Genomic DNA, 19918 nt, shown 5'->3' on the forward strand with positions numbered 1-19918 from the left:
ATCGGCTTGAGGAGCCGGATCATTCGCCGCAACCGCCGGCAGTTCGCCGGTGGTGCCGGTGAGGTGGTGGGCCGCCACTTGCTGCGCCGACAAAGCCTTTCCGTATACCGCCACTTCGTCGATCGAGCCGGTCAGATAGCCGCTCGAACCCGCATTGGGCAGACCGGATTTGGAATCACCACCAATTCGCCAGTAACCCCTGTAAGACTCACCTGAGGTCATTGTCGCGTCAGAAGAAACTGCCTTGCCGTCAATGTAGAGCACAGAGCCGCTAGCCGGGTCCGTGGTGGCAACTACGTGGTGCCAGGCGTTATCGTTGTATCCAGCGTTAGAGGAGATCACCTTGGCGGTTCCCGGATACAGCATGTAGTTGACCTTACCGTCATTACTCAGGTAAAGCATGCGGTCCTTGTTACCGCTCTCGCTGTCAGTACGGGATGAGAATCCAGCGATTTCCCCGCCGCTCCTGCTATTGGTGCGGAACCAGGCCTCCACGCTAAATGCGGTAGGCGCGCCGGAGGCAGCAGTCTGAGCAGCCCATGACGAGGACACCCCCCGCCATCCGTTCCTACCGTTCCTATTCCACCAATCCCAGCGGTCCCTCACATTGACACCATCCGAAGAGAAAGCAACCGCAGCCCCCTGCTTCTTAAGCATGTCCTGCTGGACACCAGTCTGGTAGCCCGATCCCCGGTATGCCAGGTTGTTGCCGCCTACGAAGTCAGTGGCAGCCTTCACTCCAGAGGCCTCATCCAGGGGCCAGTAGTTGGTGGCCCCGTCAAGAATAACCTGTTTTCCGTAGTCCGGGAGCGCCGCACCGGCGGCCGCAGTGACAGTGACCCAGTCGGATTGCGTTGAGGCGCCCCGCGAGTCCTTGACCACTACCTTGTACTTGTGGGTGGACCCAGGTTCGACGATGTCGCTGGCCGTGAGCGTAGGCAGCTCCCAAAAACCGGCAGTAACGGTCTGCGTAGAAATAGGCTGCGCCTCGCTGTCACGGTACACGGAGTATGTCAGGGTCTTGTCGTCTCGGTCCCAGTTCGCCGGGAAGCTGAGCGTGACCAGTCCCGCGGCAGTGCTGGTTGCCGTTACCTTGTAATTCCCGCCCTTGTTTACCGGTCCCTGCTTGTTGGGAGCAAGATCCCTGCGCGCGAACCGGGTCAGCCCTCGCTGGCTCTGACCATTGACGGCGGTGAACTCACCACCATAGACGATGTACTCGCTGTTTCCCTCAACGGTCCAGGTCGCCTGACCCAGTCCGGTGTAGGTTCCGGGCGTGAAGTCGGGATACCAGTTCAGATTGGTGGTACCGGGTTGACCGCCGAAGTTGTGGTAGCCGCTCGCGTTGTTGGTGCGCACCTTGCCGGTCTCATAGTTAGCGTAGGCCAGCGCGTAGTGATAGTTCTTGGTGTTGTCAGGGAAGCCGCCTATGTTAGAGCAGTCATGGCCGTGGTTCGCAGCATAAACAACATCGCCACTAGGAAACACGTCGTAAGAGTCTCCGTGGCAGTCGGCAATGTAGGCAATATTACCAGTCTTCCAGTCAGCCCGGAAGACACCCTCAAGGTTTCCCTGGTCTCGGCGCTGCGTGTAGGCAGCACCGTACAGTCCCTGCCCATCAGCCTTGAGGTCCATGATGCCCCCATACTGGTTCCCGGACCAGATCACCGAGGTTAGGTTGTTGTTGCGCAGGCTTCCATCACGCTCAATGATCGCCATCCCGTAGCCGGGCTTCGTGGAATTGTTAACCGAGGTGAAGGAACCGCCAATGGCGACTCCGGTGCCATTAGGCTCGGCGGCGATTGCCCGTACCCCGAAGTTCGGAATAGTAGCCTTAAGCTCCAAGAGCTTCTTGGTCTTGAGGTCGATAGCGGCGAAGCGCAGCCGCTCGTGATTATTCACCTTGGTGAAAGTTCCGCCGATGTACAGCGTCGAGCCGTCAGCCGACACTTCCACAGCGAAGACCTTGGCGTTGGCTGCAGCGGTGAGCGGCTTCCTCTCAGACGTCTTCGGGTCTATAGCAGCCACACGCCACACCGATTCGCTGCCGATCTTGGAGAATTCTCCACCGATGAACAGGCGCGAGCCGTCGGGCATGGCGGCAATGGACTGAATCGAGGCATTCGCCTTGGGATCCCAGTCGAGCAGTTCACCCGTCTTGATGTTGTAGGCGAGACCGTTTCCGCGCGAAACCGGGGAGTTGGAGCCTACCGCCTGAACGCTGGTGAACTGGCCAACAGCATACACCGTGTCACCCACCACGACTTGATCTCGCACTACCCCGTTGAGGACCTGAGGGGTGGGCAGCGCATCGGCCGATACCGTCTCCGGAAGCTGAGCAGCCCCCGCACCTTCGGCTGCATTAGCGGAGGTGGCGCCGACGATGGGGGCGGCAATCAATGATGACGCTGCTAGCAGCGTCAGTGCGCTGCGATACAATATGTTGCGGTTCACATATTCTCCATGGTTGTCCGTTGAACTACTACCGGGGGGCGCATATGGCGACCCAACTCCCGGGACGATGAAGTATGCACACACGAAACGGCCATGCATAGCCTCCGTGGAAACACCCTTATCATCGATGTTAAATTGTAATATTTTAAGGTTTCATTGGCGTGTCGCGCGCCACAGGCGATCAAAACTCCATATCAAGCGGCTGGAGCGGCCCCCTGGAACACAGCCGCCCGCTTCTGCGCACCGAGATCCACCACGATGCTGACCTCGCCTCGCAACTCCTGGGGCACCACAAAGGCGGTATTGATGGTCATGGCCTGCCCCGGAGCGATCGTCGCGGGAACCTCGTCAGAGGCCGAAACCACCTGCTCCACCGGAGTGTCACCCTCACCCGCAGACATCGTGACAACGAATCCCGCAAGTGATAGCTCATCGGTTCCCGTATTGGCAACCGTAACCGGAACGATCAGGCCGTCCCCGGACACCTCGTCAGGCAGCACCGCATCTATGTGCCGACTGGAGAGCTGACCAATACCCACAGTCACGTCGTCGCTCACTGCGACCGGTTGAGTCAAATCGACAGGCTCCAGCCAGTTTGCGGTCAAGTCTCCCTCCTCCAGACCTGCCTCCGGATCGGAAGTGGCTGCCTCAGGGGTCACAGCACCGGTGGGGATCTCGGCCGGCTGCGCCGTGGCCTGCGTCGGCGGAGCAGTTGCCGTGGCACTAGCGGTGGCATCCGCGTTCTCCGAGGAGTCGGCGCATGCTGCGAGTAGTACGAGCGGCAGAATCAGTGCCGCGGAACAACGAACTATCTTCATGGGGCGAACGATAAGGCACAAGTTGATCCTCGAGCGAAAAGAGCGGCGAAAAGTGTGTGATACCACCGTTTCACCACCGGAGGAGAAACTCCGTGTGCCCCATGGGGCGTTAGCCGGTAAGGTCAGTGCACACGACCGTACTGACCTCAGGAGACGCGTATGCCACTCCCCTTCATCCACTCCTCGCGGCTGCGTCAGGGCAGGCCATGACACCCCGCGTGCGCGCCACTGTGGCAGTACTCACTTTCCACCGCCCTGAGCAGGTACGCCATACGGTGCGGGTGGTGCACGCTCAAGCCAGCGCCACACCGGCGTGGTGCGATGCGGATGTCCTCGTGGTAGACAACGACCCGTCTGGATCGGGTCGCGATGCCGTCGACTCCCTGGCGTTGCCGGGCGTGCACACAGTCATAGAGGCAGTCCCTGGTATCTCCGCGGGACGCAACCGTGCACTGAATGAGGCGGTCTCCGCGGGCAGGGAGCTACTGCTGTTCATCGACGACGACGGTACTCCAGCACCAGGGTGGCTGACTTTGATGGTCGAGCGTTGGCGCGAAACGAGAGCCGCAGCTGTAGCCGGATGGGTCGACACCCATTACCAAACTCGTCCCTCGCCCTGGATCCTCGCCGGCGGATTCTTCGAGCGGACTAGGTTCCCTGACTACGCGGACCGCCCCGCGGCCGCCTGCGGGAACCTTCTGCTCGACCTGCGTCAACTCGGTGATCTCCGGTTCAACGGGGCGCTGGGGCTATCGGGCGGTGAGGACACGCTGCTGACTCGTACGCTCGTGGCTCGGGGCGGCCGAATCGTCTTCGCCCGCGATGCGGTCGTCGTCGACCAGGTAGCGACCGATCGAGTAACCCGCCGTTGGGTTCTGGCCCGCCAGATCAGTCATGGCAATACCTCCGGCCTGCTGGACCTTTACTTCAGTTCCAACCCGTTCGCCCGCGCTGGCGTTCTCGCCGGCGGTTTCGGCAGGGTCGTCGTCGGCCTGGCCCGGGTCGGCTGGGGAGAGGTGACCCGCGACCTGCGCATGAATGCTAGGGGCTGGCGCTTGGCAGCCCGCGGGGCCGGCATGGTGTTGGCCGGTCTGGGACTGTCCTGGAATGAGTATGCACGTACTACACGACCGTTGAGCCGACTGGTGCGGGCGCCCCGCTCCTTGGCTCCGGGAGCCTTCCTCCGGGAGGAGTTGCCGACACAATGACCATGAAATCGCTGCTCAGGTTGCCCGCGGACGCCCTCCTCGGGCACGCCTTCGGCTCGGTGGTGAGCCTGCGCACGCATGCTCATCACGTGGTTCTGACTTTCGACGACGGCCCCCTGCCGGGCAGCACCGAGCCGCTGGCCGCGGTCCTGGCCGCTCACGACGCCCATGCCACCTTCTTCATGCTGTTGACGCGGGCGCGACGCAGCCCCGGCCTGGTTCAGGATCTTGTGCGGGCCGGCCACGAGATCGCGCTGCACGGCATGGACCACCGCCGGGTAACGACGCTCCGCCGCGGGGAACTCACGCCGTGGCTGCGGGACGCCCGCGCCGAGCTGGAGGACATCTCCGGAGTTCCGGTGCGCTGGTTCCGACCACCCCATGGCGCGCAGTCATTGCGCAGTCACCTGGCTGCTTCGGCGGCAGGACTGACCACTGTCCTGTGGTCCGGTACGACCTGGGACTGGAAGGACGTCTCCCACGCAGAACGTGTGGCACGAGCCATGCGTGACGCCGCCCCCGGGGCGATCCTGCTCGCTCACGACGGCGCCGCCGATGCCAGCGATCTGGCAACCGAGACAGCCGTGGACGGGGTAGACAAGGAGACACTGCTGGCTGAGGTGCTCGCGGGCCTGGAGGAACGCGGCCTGTCTGCGATGTCCCTGGGAGCCGCCCTGACCGCCGGAACCCCAGTGCGTCGGCTCAGCTTCTCGCGCTGAACATGACCGCGGCCGGAGCGTCTCGCGCCCCGGCTGCGGCTGACGAGCCCGCCGCAGCGGCTCAGGACTCGAACAGGCTGGTGACCGAGCCGTCGTCGAACACGGCCTTGATGGCGCGCGCCAGCAGCGGCGCGATCGGCAGCACGGTCAGGGAGTCGAAGCGTTTGCCCATGTTGATGGGAAGGGTGTCGGTGACCACTACCTCACGGGCGCCGCAGCCCGATAGGCGCTCGACGGCGGGACCGGAGAGCACCCCGTGCGTCGCCGCGACGATGACGTCCTTGGCGCCCGAGGCGAGTAGCACCTGCACGGCCTTGGCGATGGTGCCGCCGGTGTCGATCATGTCGTCCACCAGCACGCAGGAGCGGCCCTCCACCTCGCCGACCACGCGGTTGGCCACGGATTCGTTGGGGCGGGTGATGTCGCGGGTCTTGTGGATGAATGCGAGCGGCACCCCGCCCATGGCGTTGGCCCAGCGCTCGGCCACGCGGATGCGGCCGGCGTCCGGGGAGACGACGGCGGCATTGGCCGCGTCGATGCGGCGGCGGATGTAGTCCACCAGCACCGGCTGGGCCCACAGGTGGTCCCAGGGGCCGTCGAAGAAGCCCTGCTCCTGGCTGGAGTGCAGGTCCACGCTCATAATGCGATCGGCGCCGGCGGTCTTGTACAGGTCGGCGACCAGCCGGGCGGAGATGGGCTCGCGCCCCAGGTGCTTCTTGTCCTGCCGGGCATAGGGGTAGAAGGGGGCGACCACGGTGATGCGCTTGGCGGAGGCGCGCTTGAGCGCGTCCACCATGATCAGCTGTTCCATGATCCAGTCGTTGACGCGGTCGCCGTGGGACTGCATGACGAATACGTCGCAGCCGCGCACGGACTCGTTGAAGCGTACGTAGGTCTCGCCGTTGGCGAAGTCGTAGGCCGTGGAGGAGAGCACCTCGGTGCCGAGTTCGGCGGCGACGTCCTGGGCGAGCTGCGGGTGGGCACGGCCCGAGGCGATGACGAGCCGCTTCTCGCCCTTGGTGATGATGCCGGTCATGACGTGGTTCCTCTCTCGTGGCCGGTGGGATCCGGTTGCTTGGGCTCGGGACGTCGGGGCGGGCTAGGCCGGTCTCCCGGCGTCGGGCAGGTCCGTTCCGAGCAGGCTGAAGGGGGCGACGATGGCGCCCGCCGGGATGTCCACGTCCGTGAGCACCGAGTAGGGGCCAATGATGGCCCCCTCCCCCACCCGGGTGGTGCCGCGCAGCAGCACACCGGGTTCCAGACGTACATCGCGGGCGAGCTCGACGCTGACGTCAACCCAGGTGCCCGCGGGGTCGGCCACGCCGACACCCTGCTTCATCCAGGCCGCGAGCACGCGGCGGTTCAGTTCGGCGCCAAGCGCAGCGAGCTGGGCGCGGTCGTTGCAGCCCTCGACGAGCCAGTGGTCGGTGACGGCCAGGGCGGAGGTGGCGCGGCCCTCGCGGTGAGCGTGGGTGACCACGTCGGTGAGGTAGACCTCGCCCTGGTCGTTGTCGGTTCCCAGGGTGGCCAGGGCACGGCGCAGGTGAGCGGCGTCGAAGACGTACACGCCGGCATTGACCTCCTTGACGGCGAGCTGGGCCGGGTCGGCATCGCGCTGCTCGACGATTCCGGTCACGGCGTCGGCGTCGTCGCGCAGGATCCGTCCGTAGCCGGTGGGGTCCTCCAGCACAGTGGTGAGCACGGTGACGGCGTCGCCGCGTTCGTTGTGCTGGCCCACGAGCGCGCGCAGGGTGGCGGTATCCAGGAGGGGGACGTCACCGCTGGTGACCACCACCGGCCCGGACAGCTCCTCGGGCAGGGCCGCCAGCCCGCAGGCCACGGCTCGGCCAGTACCGGGGATCTCGTCCTGGTCGGCGGGCAGGGCGTCGGGAGCGAACTGCGCCAAAGCGGCGACCACCTGATCGCGCTCGTGGCGCACCACTACTACCAGGTGTTCGGGCTGCAGCCCGCGTGCCACTACCACGGCGTGTTCCAGGAGACTGCGACCGCCGATGCGGTGGAGCACCTTAGGAAGCGACGAGCGCATGCGGGTGCCCTTGCCGGCGGCCATGACGATTACGGCTGCGGGGGAGGTGGAAGCCACAGGTCCTCTTCTCACTCGGTGTCACAACACCTCAGGCCACTGGCGGCCCGGCGAGTTCATCCTACGTCGTATGCCGACAACGCCCAACCCGACGCTCGCATCTCGGTCACCCCGATTCACCCGCCCCCCCATGACCGCCGTACGACATCGCGGCCCGCTCCTCGTTCCGCCCCCAGGATTCGAACCCGGCTCTCAAGGCTCCAAAGGCCTGCGTGCTGCCTCTACACCAGGGCGGAAGAGCGGCCGGACCTCCCCAGGTCGGCCGCTGCGCCGACACAGTGTCTCACACTCACGAGACAGCTGCGGACGCATCCCAGTTGTACCCTCAAGCGTTGCATCTGAGAAACGGCCTTACTCGCCGTCTCCGGAGGCCTGCTAGCGTCAGGCCCGGCATCGCGCCCATGTGTACGTACATGAGTTCCGTACGCTTACGCCATTGAAGACTTGAAGGGAGCGCTTGTGATACAGGTTGAAGCCTCGGCTCATGCCGAGGCCTATGCCGGTTCCGGCAGTCCGTTGACCGTATTCGCCCAGCCAGGCCAGCTGCTGGTGCTGATCACCAGTTCCCAGTGGGGCCACATCGGCGTGCACGGTATCCCTAAAGGATGGGCATACTCATACTCGGACGGGACCGGCAGTGCGAATCGTTCGGGCTTCATCGCCTGGACCTGGGCTGCTCATGCCGGCGATGTCACCGTATCTCAGTGGTGGCACTCAGGGACTGACTACACCGCGAGACAACGTGCCCTTATGCTCGTTTTGTCTGGCGTTGAACCCGGTTCGTCTCCCGCGATCATCGACTGGACTGCACGCGCTCCCGCCACGCCCACTCCCGGTCTCCTCATCGCTCAGGAACACGCTTCGGCAGGCGTACCGCTCAACGCCTTCACGGTTGACGACGCCCAAGTCGTACACGCTGGCGAATCCAGCACCACCGCCTCATGGTCATCTCTACGCGTGCTGCTCACTTCTCCCTCAGGTGGCGGCATCACGGAGACGCAGACCAAGGCCACCACAGTGTGGGCGGCGATCGGTCTGCAGCCCGAATCGAGGCCCACCACCACAGTCCGCTTGTCGGTACTTGGAGCTGAGGAGAGGGTGATCTCGAGCACTCAGTCCGCTCTAACAGAACCGGAGAGCGTGGACGTGGACGGACTGTTGGCGCGTAAGGGGGGATGGATGATCGCGCACCGCGGCGGTTCGGCTGATTGGCCGGAAATGAGTCTGCGCGCATACAGTGAATCGGTGTCTCGCAATGTCCCGGCACTAGAATTCAGCTTGAATCTCACTGCGGATGGGGTTCCCGTGGGCGTGCACGACCGAAATCTCCAAGGCGTGGACGCAAGCGCCCCCAACACTGACGTAGCCAAAATGACCTGGGCCGAAGTTCGCCGCTACACCACTAGAGGGGAACCATTCATTCGCCTGGAAGACCTGCAAGCGGCCTATGGAGATGACCACGTGCTCCTTGTTGACCCCAAGCATAGTGCCGTCGAGTACCAGACATACCTGCCCTGGCTGAATCCTGATCACACAATCCTAAAATACTTCGGGAACGCCCTGTGGCTGGCGAAGATCTGGCGCAAGGCAGGCTTCCGCACCTGGGGCTACGTGTATGAGGAGCACATCACTAGCGGCCAGGCCGCAACCTGGGCGCCCCATTGGGATCTGCTTGGGGTGCCCTGGCACGCGACCGAATCCGCCTGGGAGACCGCCCGTGGCTACGGAGTCCCGATCATCGGACACATCTGCAACGGTCAACAGGCCCTGGACACCTGCTTCAGCCGCGGCGCCATCGGCGCCATGTGCGCTAAAGTCGATGGGATGGTACTTTCATGAGATCACTGTTAAAAGCGAGTCGCAACCAACAACACGCATCAACCAGCGTGTTAAGATTGAATCGACGCCGATTCGCACTACTGGTCGCCGGAAGCTCGGTCGCGATCAGCGGATTCCACTGGCCCGAACCATCAGCCCATGCCTCCACAGCAGAACTTATCATCGGTCCCGCAGCCATCATCAACGGCCTGACGGTCTTGCGCGTGGCTGCGACATCGCCGAGCGTCGACCTGCTCACACGCACACGTGCCTTCACGCTGACCTCCAAGGGTTACACGCCCTCCGGGATACGGCTGCTATCGCTCAAGCGGGGCATCGCACTGCGACCACTCGCAGAGCAACCCGAGATCTCCGCCACCGCTCCAAACCCGGGCACGGATACGGTATTCGTAGCGTTCGACGGCATCGAGGGCGATGAGGATGTAGAGGTGAAGTTCCCAGGGCTAGGTCTGATCGGATCGGTGCCTGTTCTTCCGGCAGGTGACGCGCCGTTCAGGCTAGCCTGACCCATCCAATCGCCATAATTGAGCGCCGCAACCGGCACCCGCCTAGCGGCACGCGCATCCGCTGGAAGAACTTTCGGCCAACCGAGACCCTCCGAGGCACGCTCCGAGCGAAAGGAACCAAACGATGAATCCCGATGGAGCCATCAGCGCCCTGCTACGCAAATTCATGCCCCTTCTTTTGGCGCACGTCCTGTTAGGCGCCCTAGTCGGCGCCGCTCTTGCTTACGCGAGCACACCGGTATACACCTCACGCGCCAGCGCACTGGTCGCCGCAGACAGCGACAGCGGTAAGCACGGAGTCTCCTCCGCCACCAATATCATCAGCGGGGTCATGCCAACGATCGTCCAGCTCAGCACCTCGGACTCCGTGCTCACGGAGGTCTCCCAGGCCACGGGTATTAAACAGTCCGAGGTAAGACAAGCCCTCTCAGTATCGACATCGACCAACAGCCTGATCATCAACGTCTCCGCCACCACTGCCTCTGCGGACAGCGCCCACGCCATCGTAGAAGCAGAGGTCGTGGCGCTGCGAAAGGTGGTCGGCGGCCTGACCGTCAAAACTCAGGAGGAGACTCCGCTGTCTTTGACCGACATTGACGTGGCCTCCTTCCCAGAGGCGCCGTCCGGACCTTCAACTAGCCGCTACAGCCTGTACGGTGGCGTTGCAGGCCTCGCCATAGGCGCGGCAGTGACATTGACGATTCTGCGTTTGCGCGCCAAAGACCGCACTCATCCCGGTCGGCCGGACACCGCCACCGCCGATACCCAATCCGCAGCCTGGGACGACGCAATCGAGTCCCAGGAGGAGTAGTTGATCAAGCCACGGCACTCTCTTGAACGCCTGATTCTCCCATCATAACGCCATAAACCGAATGCTCACCCCACGAGATGGGGCCGCACGACTTGTGATGCGGCGTTGACGTGTATTAGCTTGTGCTCCTCAGTTGCCCACAGGATTGGAGTACATCTTGCAACGAATCGTCCTGAGCGTCCTCGCATGGCTGACGCTGCTGGTACTGGCAATCCCAGTAGCACCGGCAACCGCCACTCAAGCCACTAATACCCTCTACGTCGACGCCTCCGCTGATGCTGCGCAGGCTGACGGTACCGCCGAGCATCCTTTTGCGACCATCGCGTCCGCGCTGGAGGCTGCCCAGCCGGGCACCACCGTAGAAGTAGGTGAAGGTACTTACCGCGAAGGCGAGTTGACCCTCAACGGAGTCACACTCAAGGCCAAGGAGGGGACTAAACCGGTACTCACCGGCACGGAAGCACTCGGACGCGCCGACTTTACCGACAACAACGGCGTATGGACGAGCAGACGCACAGACTTCGTTCGCTTCAACCAAGACGCCTCCACCAACCCGAAAAAGGTCGACGGCGACATGTCGCGCTACCCGGAGGCCGTGTTCTTCGTAGGAGCCGACGGGGCCAGCGAGGAACTAACACAGGTTGACGATCCCGCCAAGGTCGTACCGGGAACGAAGACCTTCTACGTAAGAGATATCGCTGCCGAGCAGAATCCCGCCATCGCCTCCCGGATTGGCAACTCAGACAGCGAGTCCTCCTGGGTGCAGGGTCCGCATACGGGCGCCCAATACGTCCTCGGCACCGATCCGGGCGACAAGACCGTCGAGATCATCCAGCACGGTCGCGCACTGACCATGCTCGGCACCGGCACCTCCTTGATCGGCCTGAAGATCACCAACTACGCACCAATCCAGGCGTGGAACTACGTCGATCCAGTATGGGGCAAGAACGGTAACGCCACCATGGTCTTCAACGTCGCCAAGGGTTCACACATCGATCGAGTAACTTTCTCAGGATCGCAAGCCGGCCCTGCACTTCACGTCTCCGACGCCGTCGACGTGACCGTCAGCAATTCCATATTCACGGGGAACGGCTCCAATGGGGCCGGGGCAAATCGTGCCCACCGCCTGCACATGTACGGCAACACCTTCAGCGGCAACGGAGCGAAGAACTTCATCACGGCAGCTTGCGGCGCATACTGCACGGTGGCCGACGTCAAGCTGACCCACTCCGACTCCATTCGCGTCGAGGCAAACACCTTCGACCGCTCCCGGACTCTCCAGGATAATTCGACCAAGCCCCTGGACTCATCCGATCTCAGCATGAACAAGGCACGCCCGACCGCCTTCAACGCACTCTGGCTGGATGAAGGCGTCATTAATTCCGCACTCGTGGCCAACACCTTCGTCAACATCGACCGAATCGCCATACTGGACGAGATAGGTCAGGACAATGTGATCGCATCCAACTTGATCCAGGGCTCCAAGACCGGCATTCAGCTGTCCGGCAGTGCACGAGACAAAGTCTGGAACAACACGATAGTGGGCACACTAGACCCCATCTATGTGCGTGAGGACAACCGCATCGACGCCTGCAATCTGTCGTCGCGGGAGTGGGACGCCTGCCCGGCCGGTTACGTCGAGAAATGGAGTGCGGGAGAGTACAACGGAGGTGATACCACCAAACCGATGGCATGGGACTCCCTGGACAACGAGTTGATCAACAATGTCATTGCATCGAAACCACGTACAGCCTTCGCTGATCCCGGCGCCAACAAAAACCACCGGTACATGAACATGATCCTGGTCGAGGCATCCCGCAACCTGCGGCGCCCGGGCGAATCGGAGGGTAGATTCGCGGGCACCAACGAGCAACTCGCCGAATCAGATTATAACGTGTTCGTCAGACCCGCGACCATCGATCCCAAGACGGGTTCCGACCTGTATCTGACTAACTTCGGCCTCGGCCCCAACTCCTGGGCGGTTTCGAAAACACTTGAGCAGGAGTCACGGGCACGGGACTTGACGATCGCCGGCAAGGACGCCCATTCCCTCGACCTGCGGGCCGACCGGGGCGATTCCCCGGTGTTCGTCCGGGAGACCACCACCATCACCGACTACAGCGGGGACTACCGCATCGCACCCGGCTCCCCGGCGGCTCGCACCGGCAAGCCGCTCAGTGCCGCGGTAGCATCCGCCTTGGGCCTACCGAAGGACACGGTGGTCGACCGAGGCGCGCTGATTAACGCGGCCTGGAATACCACTCCATCCGAGCACGGCAGTAATACGCGGTTCACCGATGGCATCTGGGGCGACCACTTCAACAACGCAGTCAACCGCGGCTGGGGCAGGTCCTGGGATGCAGCGCCCGCCAAGCGATTTTCCGCCGGGGTCGACGGCTACGGCGTCATCGCCATGGCCGAGGCAGCCACCGGCTCATCCGCGACACTCAAGGACTACAGCTCTACCTCCACAAGAGTCAACGCCTACTTCACTTTCGCCGAGGATGGTTCCGGCGGCGGCACCTACACCGCCATTACTGCGCGCGGTACGACCCGCTCAGAAGGCTACGAGGTGAAGACGGTCTTGAGCAATGGAAGAATCACCAGCGCTCTCGTCAAGCGCATCGACTCTCGAGAGATAACACTCGCCACGGTCCCAGTAGAGGGCAACTTCACCCCGGGGATGCGCGTGAATGTGATCGTTGAGGCGACCGGCACCTCACCCACCACCCTGCGAGCCAAGGTCTGGTTAGGGGACTCTGTCGTCCCTGCCCAATGGAGCATGGAGGTTACCGATGCAGAACCACGTCTCCAAAGCCGTGGAGGAGTGCGTATCAGCACCTTCCTGTCTAGCAGGGCCACCACCAAGGGGCAAGCGCTGAAGCTGGCAGCTTTCAGTGTGGAGGATGAGACTCGGGTCCAGCCCTGAGCAGCCGGCCCGCAGCTCACCGCGCATAAGGCGTCGTTCGCGGCCCCAGTAGCGTCGCCCGCAGGATGCCGCGCCCGCCCGCGGCCCGGTGCTCATGTTGTGAGCGCCGGGCCTGGCGGGCGGCGTCATCCCCCCGCACTGCCAGAGCTCGGGCTGAGCCGACCAGCCACAGAGCCGCTCCGCGCGCCGTGAACTCCATGCGCCTGCCAACGCGCTGCCAGCCGCTCACATCCAGTATGCGCACCCATGCCCAGGTCTCCGCATTGCGTTGAGCCCGGGTAAGCACCCATTCGCGGTTGGCCCGTTCGGCAGGCACCGTCTCAGTCACCACGGCCTCGTCGCACCACACGAGCGCGCCGGCGCAGGAGGTCAGCGACCGGGTGAAGAAGGTATCCTCCCCGCCCGTGAAGGCGAAGCGCGGATCGAATCTGAGTCCCAGACGGCGCACAACCGCCATGTCCAGGAGCAGGTTGTTGGTGGCGGCGCTGCGCAACCGGGAGCCGGAGGCGCGGCTAGCCCGAGCGAAGACGGGCGCGGCCGCCACCCACGGTTCCGGCTCGGCGTCAAACACCGACTCCACCGGGCCCGTCACCGCGACGGCCCCGGTGTCCCGATACGTTGAGACGAGTGCCGCTAGCCAGCCCTCCCCCGGCACCTCATCGTCGTCGATGAATACCAGCAGATCCCGCCCGGCGGCCTCATCCAGGGCACGGTTGCGGGCTGCGGACAGGCCCGGAGTGGGCTCCACTACGACACGCACGAGCGCGTCCGCAAGGCCGCCCACAATACGCTCGCGGGCCGAGCCCGCGGCATCGTTGTCGACGATCACCACTCGCGCGTCAACCCCATCCAGGCCTCGTACCTGTGCAAGCAGCCGCGGCACTAAAGCGGCCACCAGCTCGGGACGCCTGTAGGTGCACACGGCCACATCGAGCGTAGTTGCAGTTGCGTGCACGGCGGCTCCAATCGGCTGGCATTGACTCGGCAGAGTCAAGGTAATGAGGCAATATGACGGTGCCGCGCGCTAAGCACTCGTGCACGGCGCCGGGATAGTATCATCGGCGCAGACACACATCTCCTATGTCTTGGCCGCAATTATCCGATAGGACATCAATTGAGAAGACACTCCCGGCATGGCAGACCTCTCTAGCGCCGCCGTCATAGTCGTCAACTACGGGTCCCACGACTTGCTGGAAACGAACCTGGCCTCTGCCGGACACGGCCCCGATGCACCCTTGATCGTGGTGGTGGACAACGCCTCAACGCCCGCCGAGCGGGCAGCTGTCATCGCCCTGGCCGAGGAGCACGGCTGGCTGACAGTGCTGCCCGACGCCAATCTGGGCTTCGGCGCCGGCGTGAACCGGGGCGTGCAAGCCGCCCTGGATGCGGGTGCCCGTACGTTGGTGGTTCTCAATCCGGATGCGACCATCGCTCCGGATCAGTTGGATGCGCTCGTGGACCGGGTGGAGGCGGAACCGACGGCACTGGTCGCCCCCATGATCGTCGACGCCGACGACCGCCCCGTCTTCTACGGATACCGTGTGGACCTGACCGACGGCGCCACCCGTTCACCGCGCACGACGCTGATTCCCGGTCACCGCCACGCCGAATGGCTCACCGGCGCCTGCTTCGCGCTCTCCCAGCAACTGTGGGAGGCCACCGGCGGCCTGGCCGAGGACTACTTCCTGTACTGGGAGGACGTCGACTTCTCCCTACGGGTACTTCAGGCAGGCGGGCGCCTGCTCAACGACACCTCCATCGTCGCCCGGCACATCGAGGGCGGCACCCAGCGTCCGGCTTCGCCCTACGCGGCCGGTGCCGCGGCATCGCCCACCGCGGGCCCTCAGGAGTCGTCGTCCCGTCCACGCCGGCGGCGCGCCACCGAGCAGCGTCACTCGGCCACGTACTACTACTGGAATGTGCGCAACCGACTGCTGCTGGGCATACGCTGGGCGCGTCCCCAGGAGCTGGCCCGGTGGGTGCGGCGCACGCCGCAGGAGTCGTGGCGGATCCTCCTGCGCGGCGGCCGCCGTCAGATCCTCACCCATCCCACCACCACCCTGGTGCCCGCCGTGCGCGGGGCGATCGACGGGCTGCGGCTCGTCCACCGGGAACGCCACGCCCATCGAGAGGGGTCACATGATCGCTAACTCCACCGACTCCACTGCGGCCGCCGCAACAGTCACCTCTGCCGAGGCGGGCTCCGCACACGGCCGGCTGCGCATTGCCATGCTCGGTACGCGCGGCGTGCCCGCACGCTACGGGGGTTTCGAGACCGCCATTGAGGAGGTCGGCCGCCGCCTGGCCGACCGGGGCCACCAGGTGCTGGTCTACTCCCGCAACCCCAAGCCCGACACGCCGCTGCCCCGCGTCTACCGACGCATGCGGGTGGTGGAGCTACCGGCCATGAAGAAGCGCTCCCTGGAGACGCTGTCCCACACGGCGCTGTCGGTGCGGCACCTGCTGGAGCGCGTGCACCCGGACGTCGCCATCGTCTTCAATGCCGCCAACTCACCGTTCTTGCCTGCCCTGCGCTCCGCCCGCATCCCCGTGGCCACACACGTGGACGGACTGGAGTGGCGGCGCGGCAAATGGGGACCCGCCGGCAAGCGCTACTACCGGGCCGCCGAGGCACTGGCGGTGCGCTACTCGGATGCATTGATCGCCGACGCCCAGGGCATCGCCGACTACTACACCGAGGAGTTCGAGGCGGACACGGAGCTGATTGCCTACGGGGCGCCGCACGTGACCGGCGGCACCGACCGCCTGGCCGAACTCGGGCTGCGGGCCGGCGGCTTCCACCTGGTGGTGGCCCGCTTCGAGATCGAGAACCATGTGGACGTGATCGTCGACGGCTACGTCCGCTCCGGGGCACGACTGCCGCTCGTCGTCGTCGGCTCCGCCCCCTACGCGAATGAGTACACGGCCCGGATCGAGCAATTGGCCGACTCCCGCGTCCGTCTGCTCGGCGGCGTCTGGGATCAGGAGCTGCTCGACCAGCTCTACGCCGGCGCGCTCGTCTACTACCACGGCCACTCCGTGGGCGGCACCAACCCCTCCCTGCTGCGGGCCATCGGCGCCGGCGCCGCCGTGGATGCCTTTGACGTGCCCTTCAACCGGGAGGTGCTCGGTGACGCCGGCCGCTACTGGGCCACGGCCGCCGACGTCGCCGCCCTGGTCTCCTCCGCGGAGGCCGATCCGGATGCGCAGGCACGCCGCGGGGAGCACTCCCGCGACCGGGCCGCCCTGTACGACTGGGACCAGGTGACCGACCGCTATGAGGCGCTGTGCCGTCGTCTAGCCGAACAGGGGCCGCGACGCCGGCGCCCCTCCGGCCGCCGGACGGGGGCATTCCCGGCATGAGCACTCCCGCTTCGCCCCGCACCGGCTCTCCGCTGGTGCTAGTCGCCCACCCCTCCCCCGACCTGTACGGCTCCGACTGGCAGCTGGTGGAGACCATCACCGGGCTGATCGAGTCCGATTACCGCGTCAACGTGGCCCTGCCCGCCCACGGCCCGCTGGAGGCCGTACTGAAGGAGGTGGGGGCGCACGTCGCCGTAGTCCCCTTCACCGTGCTGCGCAAGGCTTTGCTCACGCCCCGCGGCCTGGCGAGTCTGGTCGCCCGGGCACCGGGTGAACTCGCCCGCCTGCGCGGCCTGATCAAGGCCTGCGGGGCCGACCTGCTACTGGCCAACACGGTGACGATCCCCTGGTGGCCGCCGGCCGGGCATGCCGCCGGCATACCGGTGCTGTCGCACGTGCACGAGGCCGAGGACACCCAGCACCTGCTGATCCGTGCGGGACTGAATGCGCCGCTGCTAGCGTCCACGCGGATCGTGGCCAACTCCGAGGCGGCCCGGCGGGCGCTGCTGTCCGCCCAGCCGCTGCTGACCGGACGCACCCGGGTGGTGCACAACGGCGTGGCCGGCCCGCCACAGCCGCTCGCCGCGCTGCGTGAGCGCACCGCCGACGCGCCGCTGCACATCGCCATGGTGGGCAGACTCTCCCCCCGCAAGGGCGTGGACGTGCTACTGGAGGCGGTCGCACTACTGCGCGGGCGCGGCGTGGACGCCTCCCTGGAGGTGGCCGGCTCGACCTTCCCCGGCTATGAGTGGTACGAGTCCGAGCTGCGCGAACGTGCCGCCGCGCCGGACCTGGCCGGGCACGTCGACTTCCTAGGCTATGTCCACCCGACCTGGCCGGTGCTGGAACGGGCGGACGTCGTCGTCGTGCCCTCGCGGCAGGAGCCCTTCGGCAACACGGCCGTTGAGGCCATGCACGCCGCCCGGCCCCTGGTCGCCTCGGGCATGCAGGGGCTGAAGGAGGTCGTCGACGACGGCGTCACCGGCCTACTCGTGCCCCCGGACGATCCACGGGCACTGGCGGATGCACTAGGGCGGCTCGCCGCCGACCCCGCCCTCGCCGCGCGTCTGGCGAGTCAAGGAGCCGAGGCGGCGCAGCGGCGCTTCAGCGTGCAGGGCTACCGGGCGGCCATGACCGCGGCGGTATGTGATCTCATCCCCGTGTGAAGGCGTCTGCTGTTGGGTGGTGCGGTCCCGCTAGCGCGGCCGCATCGCCCCCCCCCATCGGCACATCGCCAATCGCTCAGTTGCGGATTGCAGGTTTGAGGGGATCGTTCACGAGTCCGGCGTCAAGACTCAGCTCTTCTGCGAGCGGCTGGTCAGGACGTTCGAAGGGCATGGCGTGATCGGACAGATGAATCGCCATCTCCGGGAAGCTCGAGTAGGACGGCGCGATGAAGTACTGAGCCGAAGCCAGCAGATACAGGTCTACGATCGCCGAGCGCACGCCCTCGGTGGTGTTGTAGCCGCCCTTGTCCGTCAGGGCCACACAGCCGTCGAAGCTATTCATGATGCGTGCTTGTGCCTCGGCCGTGTCGCACGACAGGTAGAAGAGCGCGTCAGGATACTGCTCGCGCACCGCACGCATGCGCTGCTCGAACCAGTCCACCGGAGAGGACTCCAGAGTCTTGGCGTGGGATACTGTGTGGGAGCGTACCTGCACGCCCACATACCGCTGTCCGCGCAGAGAATCGTCGAAGACTCGATTAACTCGTTCGGCAATCTCGGCTACCGGGACCAGGGCACGGAAGTCCTCGGTCCACGGACGCATGGCGTCGTCCCAGGTGACAGGCTGCCCTCCGGAGCGGATCTGCCACAGGCGCTCCGCCCGCATGCGCGCGGTGATTGATGTGGGGCCGGGACCGTAGAAGCGGTGAATCGGCGCCGCCGCACGGGAAATCCAGCGGGGCACCCTGTGGCCGGCGTCGAACTGCCAAAGCTCGTCCATTGCCGGGCCGAAGTAGCGATCCGTGCTCCACACGTAGAACAGTGCGCGTTCCTCGCGCTCGGCGAGTGCCTTGGCTGACAGCAGCGCCCGCACCCGGTTGCCGAGGCCGTCCTTACGACCGGTGTAGATCAGCAGGGCCTTGGGGCCGGTGAATGGAGTGAACGAACTCACTAGCGACTTCAACGCTGCCTCCTCAGTTCCAGGTACCACTTGGGTAGGGCCAGCACCACATAGCCCGCGTAGCCGATGAGCATCAGTCCGTACACCCACAGGAACACCCCGGGCGCGAAGCGCAGCGCCAGCACCAGGCACATCAGCCCGTAGTCGGTGGGCACCGACAGCAGCGACTTGAGCACACCCGCGCGCCCCTCGTCCTTCGCCAGCGGAGTGCCGCCGGCATAGCGCAGCTGGTAGGTGAGGATGTAGCTGAAGAAATGTATGTTCTGCACCGCGCCGAAGGCCAACGGCACCAGCAGCAGAGCCGGCGTCGGCAACTCGGCGAAACGGAACAGGCCGATGGCGATAGCGCCGTGAATCGTAGAGAGTTTGATCACATCGGCCACATGGTCCAGCCACTCTCCCGCCTTGGAGCCGCCGTGGCGCAGCCGCGCCAACTGCCCATCGGCGGAGTCCAGGGCGTAGCCGAGCATCAGCAACAGGGATGTGGCCACGCAGGCGAGCACCGACGGACGCCATACCGCCAGTAGCACGATCCCCAGATAGGTGCAGCAGGCGGAGACCGCCGTCACCTGGTCCGGCGTCATACCCAGCCGGTGGGCGACTGCGGCCAGGACCCGTCCCACGGGCCGGTTGATCAGACGCGAGTACAGCGGAGCGCCCGCCTTCGCCTTCTGCGCCGAAGCCAGGGAGCGGATGTTCTCCCGGATCGAGGGGCGGGTACTCGGTGGCGCAGAGGCGCTCATACACAACTCCTTGAAGTGTTTACGGCCGACGGCCGAACGCCGCGACGGCCTAACAAGCTAGCACGGAACACAGCCGCCGTCCGACGCGATGCGAACCCCTTGCGGGATCGACGCCCGGCATGTTCTGCGGGTGAGTATTCCGTGGGCGAGTCTTCGGCAGGTGAGCCGACGCCGAGCAGCCGGTCGGAGGAACCTTGGAGTCGCGGGGGGCGCCGGCTCTCCCCCGGGCGCCGCCCGCGCCCTCCCCCCGGAGTCCCCCCCTCCCCGTCAGCAGGCGCGGGCCCCCGATCCGCGCCC

At 65.1% G+C, this 19918-nt stretch carries 16 protein-coding genes and 1 tRNA gene; 9 read left to right on the top strand and 8 right to left on the bottom strand.

Features of this window, described 5'->3' with window-relative positions:
• Both Q4A20_RS12490 and Q4A20_RS12495 read right to left on the bottom strand, forming a co-directional pair.
• Positions 1-2454, bottom strand: a 2454-nt coding sequence (locus Q4A20_RS12490; RefSeq protein WP_303123423.1) for a LamG domain-containing protein, incomplete at its 3' end; no start/stop codon positions are given.
• Between the two features lie 194 nt (positions 2455-2648).
• Positions 2649-3272, bottom strand: a complete 624-nt coding sequence (locus Q4A20_RS12495; RefSeq protein ID WP_303123424.1) for a hypothetical protein — start codon at positions 3270-3272, stop codon at positions 2649-2651.
• 206 nt (positions 3273-3478) lie between these two features.
• Here Q4A20_RS12495 and Q4A20_RS12500 point away from each other — a divergent pair, with 206 nt between their 5' ends.
• Together Q4A20_RS12500 and Q4A20_RS12505 are read left to right on the top strand one after the other, a co-directional pair.
• Positions 3479-4480 (top strand): glycosyltransferase family 2 protein, encoded by a 1002-nt coding sequence (locus tag Q4A20_RS12500; RefSeq protein ID WP_303123425.1) that lies wholly within the window; start codon positions 3479-3481, stop codon positions 4478-4480.
• Positions 4477-5199 carry a polysaccharide deacetylase family protein gene (locus tag Q4A20_RS12505; protein ID WP_303123427.1) on the top strand — a complete coding sequence of 241 codons (723 nt, stop codon included), beginning with the start codon at positions 4477-4479 and terminating at the stop codon, positions 5197-5199. Before Q4A20_RS12500 ends, Q4A20_RS12505 begins: the two co-directional genes overlap by 4 nt.
• Before the next feature lie 61 nt (positions 5200-5260).
• On the opposite strand, the gene Q4A20_RS12510 is transcribed toward Q4A20_RS12505, so the two are convergent.
• The 3 genes from Q4A20_RS12510 to Q4A20_RS12520 all read right to left on the bottom strand — a co-directional run bounded on the left by Q4A20_RS12510 (position 5261) and on the right by Q4A20_RS12520 (position 7539).
• Positions 5261-6235: a ribose-phosphate diphosphokinase gene (locus Q4A20_RS12510; RefSeq protein WP_303123429.1), complete on the bottom strand. Its 975-nt coding sequence runs from the start codon at positions 6233-6235 to the stop codon at positions 5261-5263.
• Positions 6236-6298: 63 nt separating this feature from the next.
• Positions 6299-7303, bottom strand: a complete 1005-nt coding sequence (locus tag Q4A20_RS12515) for a bifunctional N-acetylglucosamine-1-phosphate uridyltransferase/glucosamine-1-phosphate acetyltransferase (protein ID WP_303123431.1) — start codon at positions 7301-7303, stop codon at positions 6299-6301.
• A 164-nt stretch (positions 7304-7467) separates the two neighbouring features.
• Positions 7468-7539 (bottom strand) — tRNA-Gln (locus Q4A20_RS12520).
• A gap of 223 nt (positions 7540-7762) precedes the next feature.
• Between Q4A20_RS12520 and Q4A20_RS12525 the strand changes: the two genes are divergently transcribed.
• The 4 genes from Q4A20_RS12525 (at position 7763) to Q4A20_RS12540 (ending at position 13388) form a co-directional block, all read left to right on the top strand.
• The gene (locus tag Q4A20_RS12525; protein ID WP_303123432.1) at positions 7763-9142 is read left to right on the top strand and encodes a glycerophosphodiester phosphodiesterase family protein; all 1380 of its coding nucleotides are present in this window, start codon (positions 7763-7765) and stop codon (positions 9140-9142) included.
• A gap of 56 nt (positions 9143-9198) precedes the next feature.
• Positions 9199-9648 carry a hypothetical protein gene (locus tag Q4A20_RS12530; RefSeq protein ID WP_303123434.1) on the top strand — a complete coding sequence of 150 codons (450 nt, stop codon included), beginning with the start codon at positions 9199-9201 and terminating at the stop codon, positions 9646-9648.
• Between the two features lie 124 nt (positions 9649-9772).
• The gene (locus Q4A20_RS12535) at positions 9773-10459 is read left to right on the top strand and encodes a YveK family protein (protein WP_303123436.1); all 687 of its coding nucleotides are present in this window, start codon (positions 9773-9775) and stop codon (positions 10457-10459) included.
• A 157-nt stretch (positions 10460-10616) separates the two neighbouring features.
• Positions 10617-13388 carry a right-handed parallel beta-helix repeat-containing protein gene (locus Q4A20_RS12540; protein WP_303123438.1) on the top strand — a complete coding sequence of 924 codons (2772 nt, stop codon included), beginning with the start codon at positions 10617-10619 and terminating at the stop codon, positions 13386-13388.
• A gap of 16 nt (positions 13389-13404) precedes the next feature.
• On the opposite strand, the gene Q4A20_RS12545 is transcribed toward Q4A20_RS12540, so the two are convergent.
• Positions 13405-14343, bottom strand: a complete 939-nt coding sequence (locus Q4A20_RS12545) for a glycosyltransferase family 2 protein (RefSeq protein WP_303123440.1) — start codon at positions 14341-14343, stop codon at positions 13405-13407.
• 178 nt (positions 14344-14521) lie between these two features.
• On the opposite strand from Q4A20_RS12545, the gene Q4A20_RS12550 reads away from it, so the two are divergent.
• The 3 genes from Q4A20_RS12550 to Q4A20_RS12560 all read left to right on the top strand — a co-directional run bounded on the left by Q4A20_RS12550 (position 14522) and on the right by Q4A20_RS12560 (position 17917).
• Positions 14522-15538, top strand: a complete 1017-nt coding sequence (locus Q4A20_RS12550; RefSeq protein ID WP_303123442.1) for a glycosyltransferase — start codon at positions 14522-14524, stop codon at positions 15536-15538.
• Positions 15539-15617: 79 nt separating this feature from the next.
• On the top strand, positions 15618-16751 hold the full coding sequence (locus Q4A20_RS12555; protein WP_303123450.1) for a DUF1972 domain-containing protein: 1134 nt from the start codon (positions 15618-15620) through the stop codon (positions 16749-16751).
• A complete protein-coding gene (locus Q4A20_RS12560; RefSeq protein WP_303123444.1) occupies positions 16748-17917 on the top strand; it encodes a glycosyltransferase family 4 protein in 1170 nt (389 codons plus the stop codon). Before Q4A20_RS12555 ends, Q4A20_RS12560 begins: the two co-directional genes overlap by 4 nt.
• A 76-nt stretch (positions 17918-17993) precedes the next feature.
• Here Q4A20_RS12560 and Q4A20_RS12565 read toward each other — a convergent pair whose 3' ends face one another.
• Both Q4A20_RS12565 and Q4A20_RS12570 read right to left on the bottom strand, forming a co-directional pair.
• Positions 17994-18881, bottom strand: coding sequence for a hypothetical protein (locus Q4A20_RS12565; protein WP_303123446.1), 888 nt, complete (start codon positions 18879-18881; stop codon positions 17994-17996).
• Complete coding sequence (locus Q4A20_RS12570) at positions 18878-19621, bottom strand: CDP-alcohol phosphatidyltransferase family protein (RefSeq protein WP_303123448.1); 744 nt, start codon at positions 19619-19621, stop codon at positions 18878-18880. The genes Q4A20_RS12565 and Q4A20_RS12570 overlap by 4 nt, the downstream gene beginning before the upstream one ends.
• Positions 19622-19918 lie beyond the last annotated feature (297 nt).

This window comes from Actinomyces sp. (assembly GCF_030530635.1).
GTDB lineage: Bacteria > Actinomycetota > Actinomycetes > Actinomycetales > Actinomycetaceae > Actinomyces.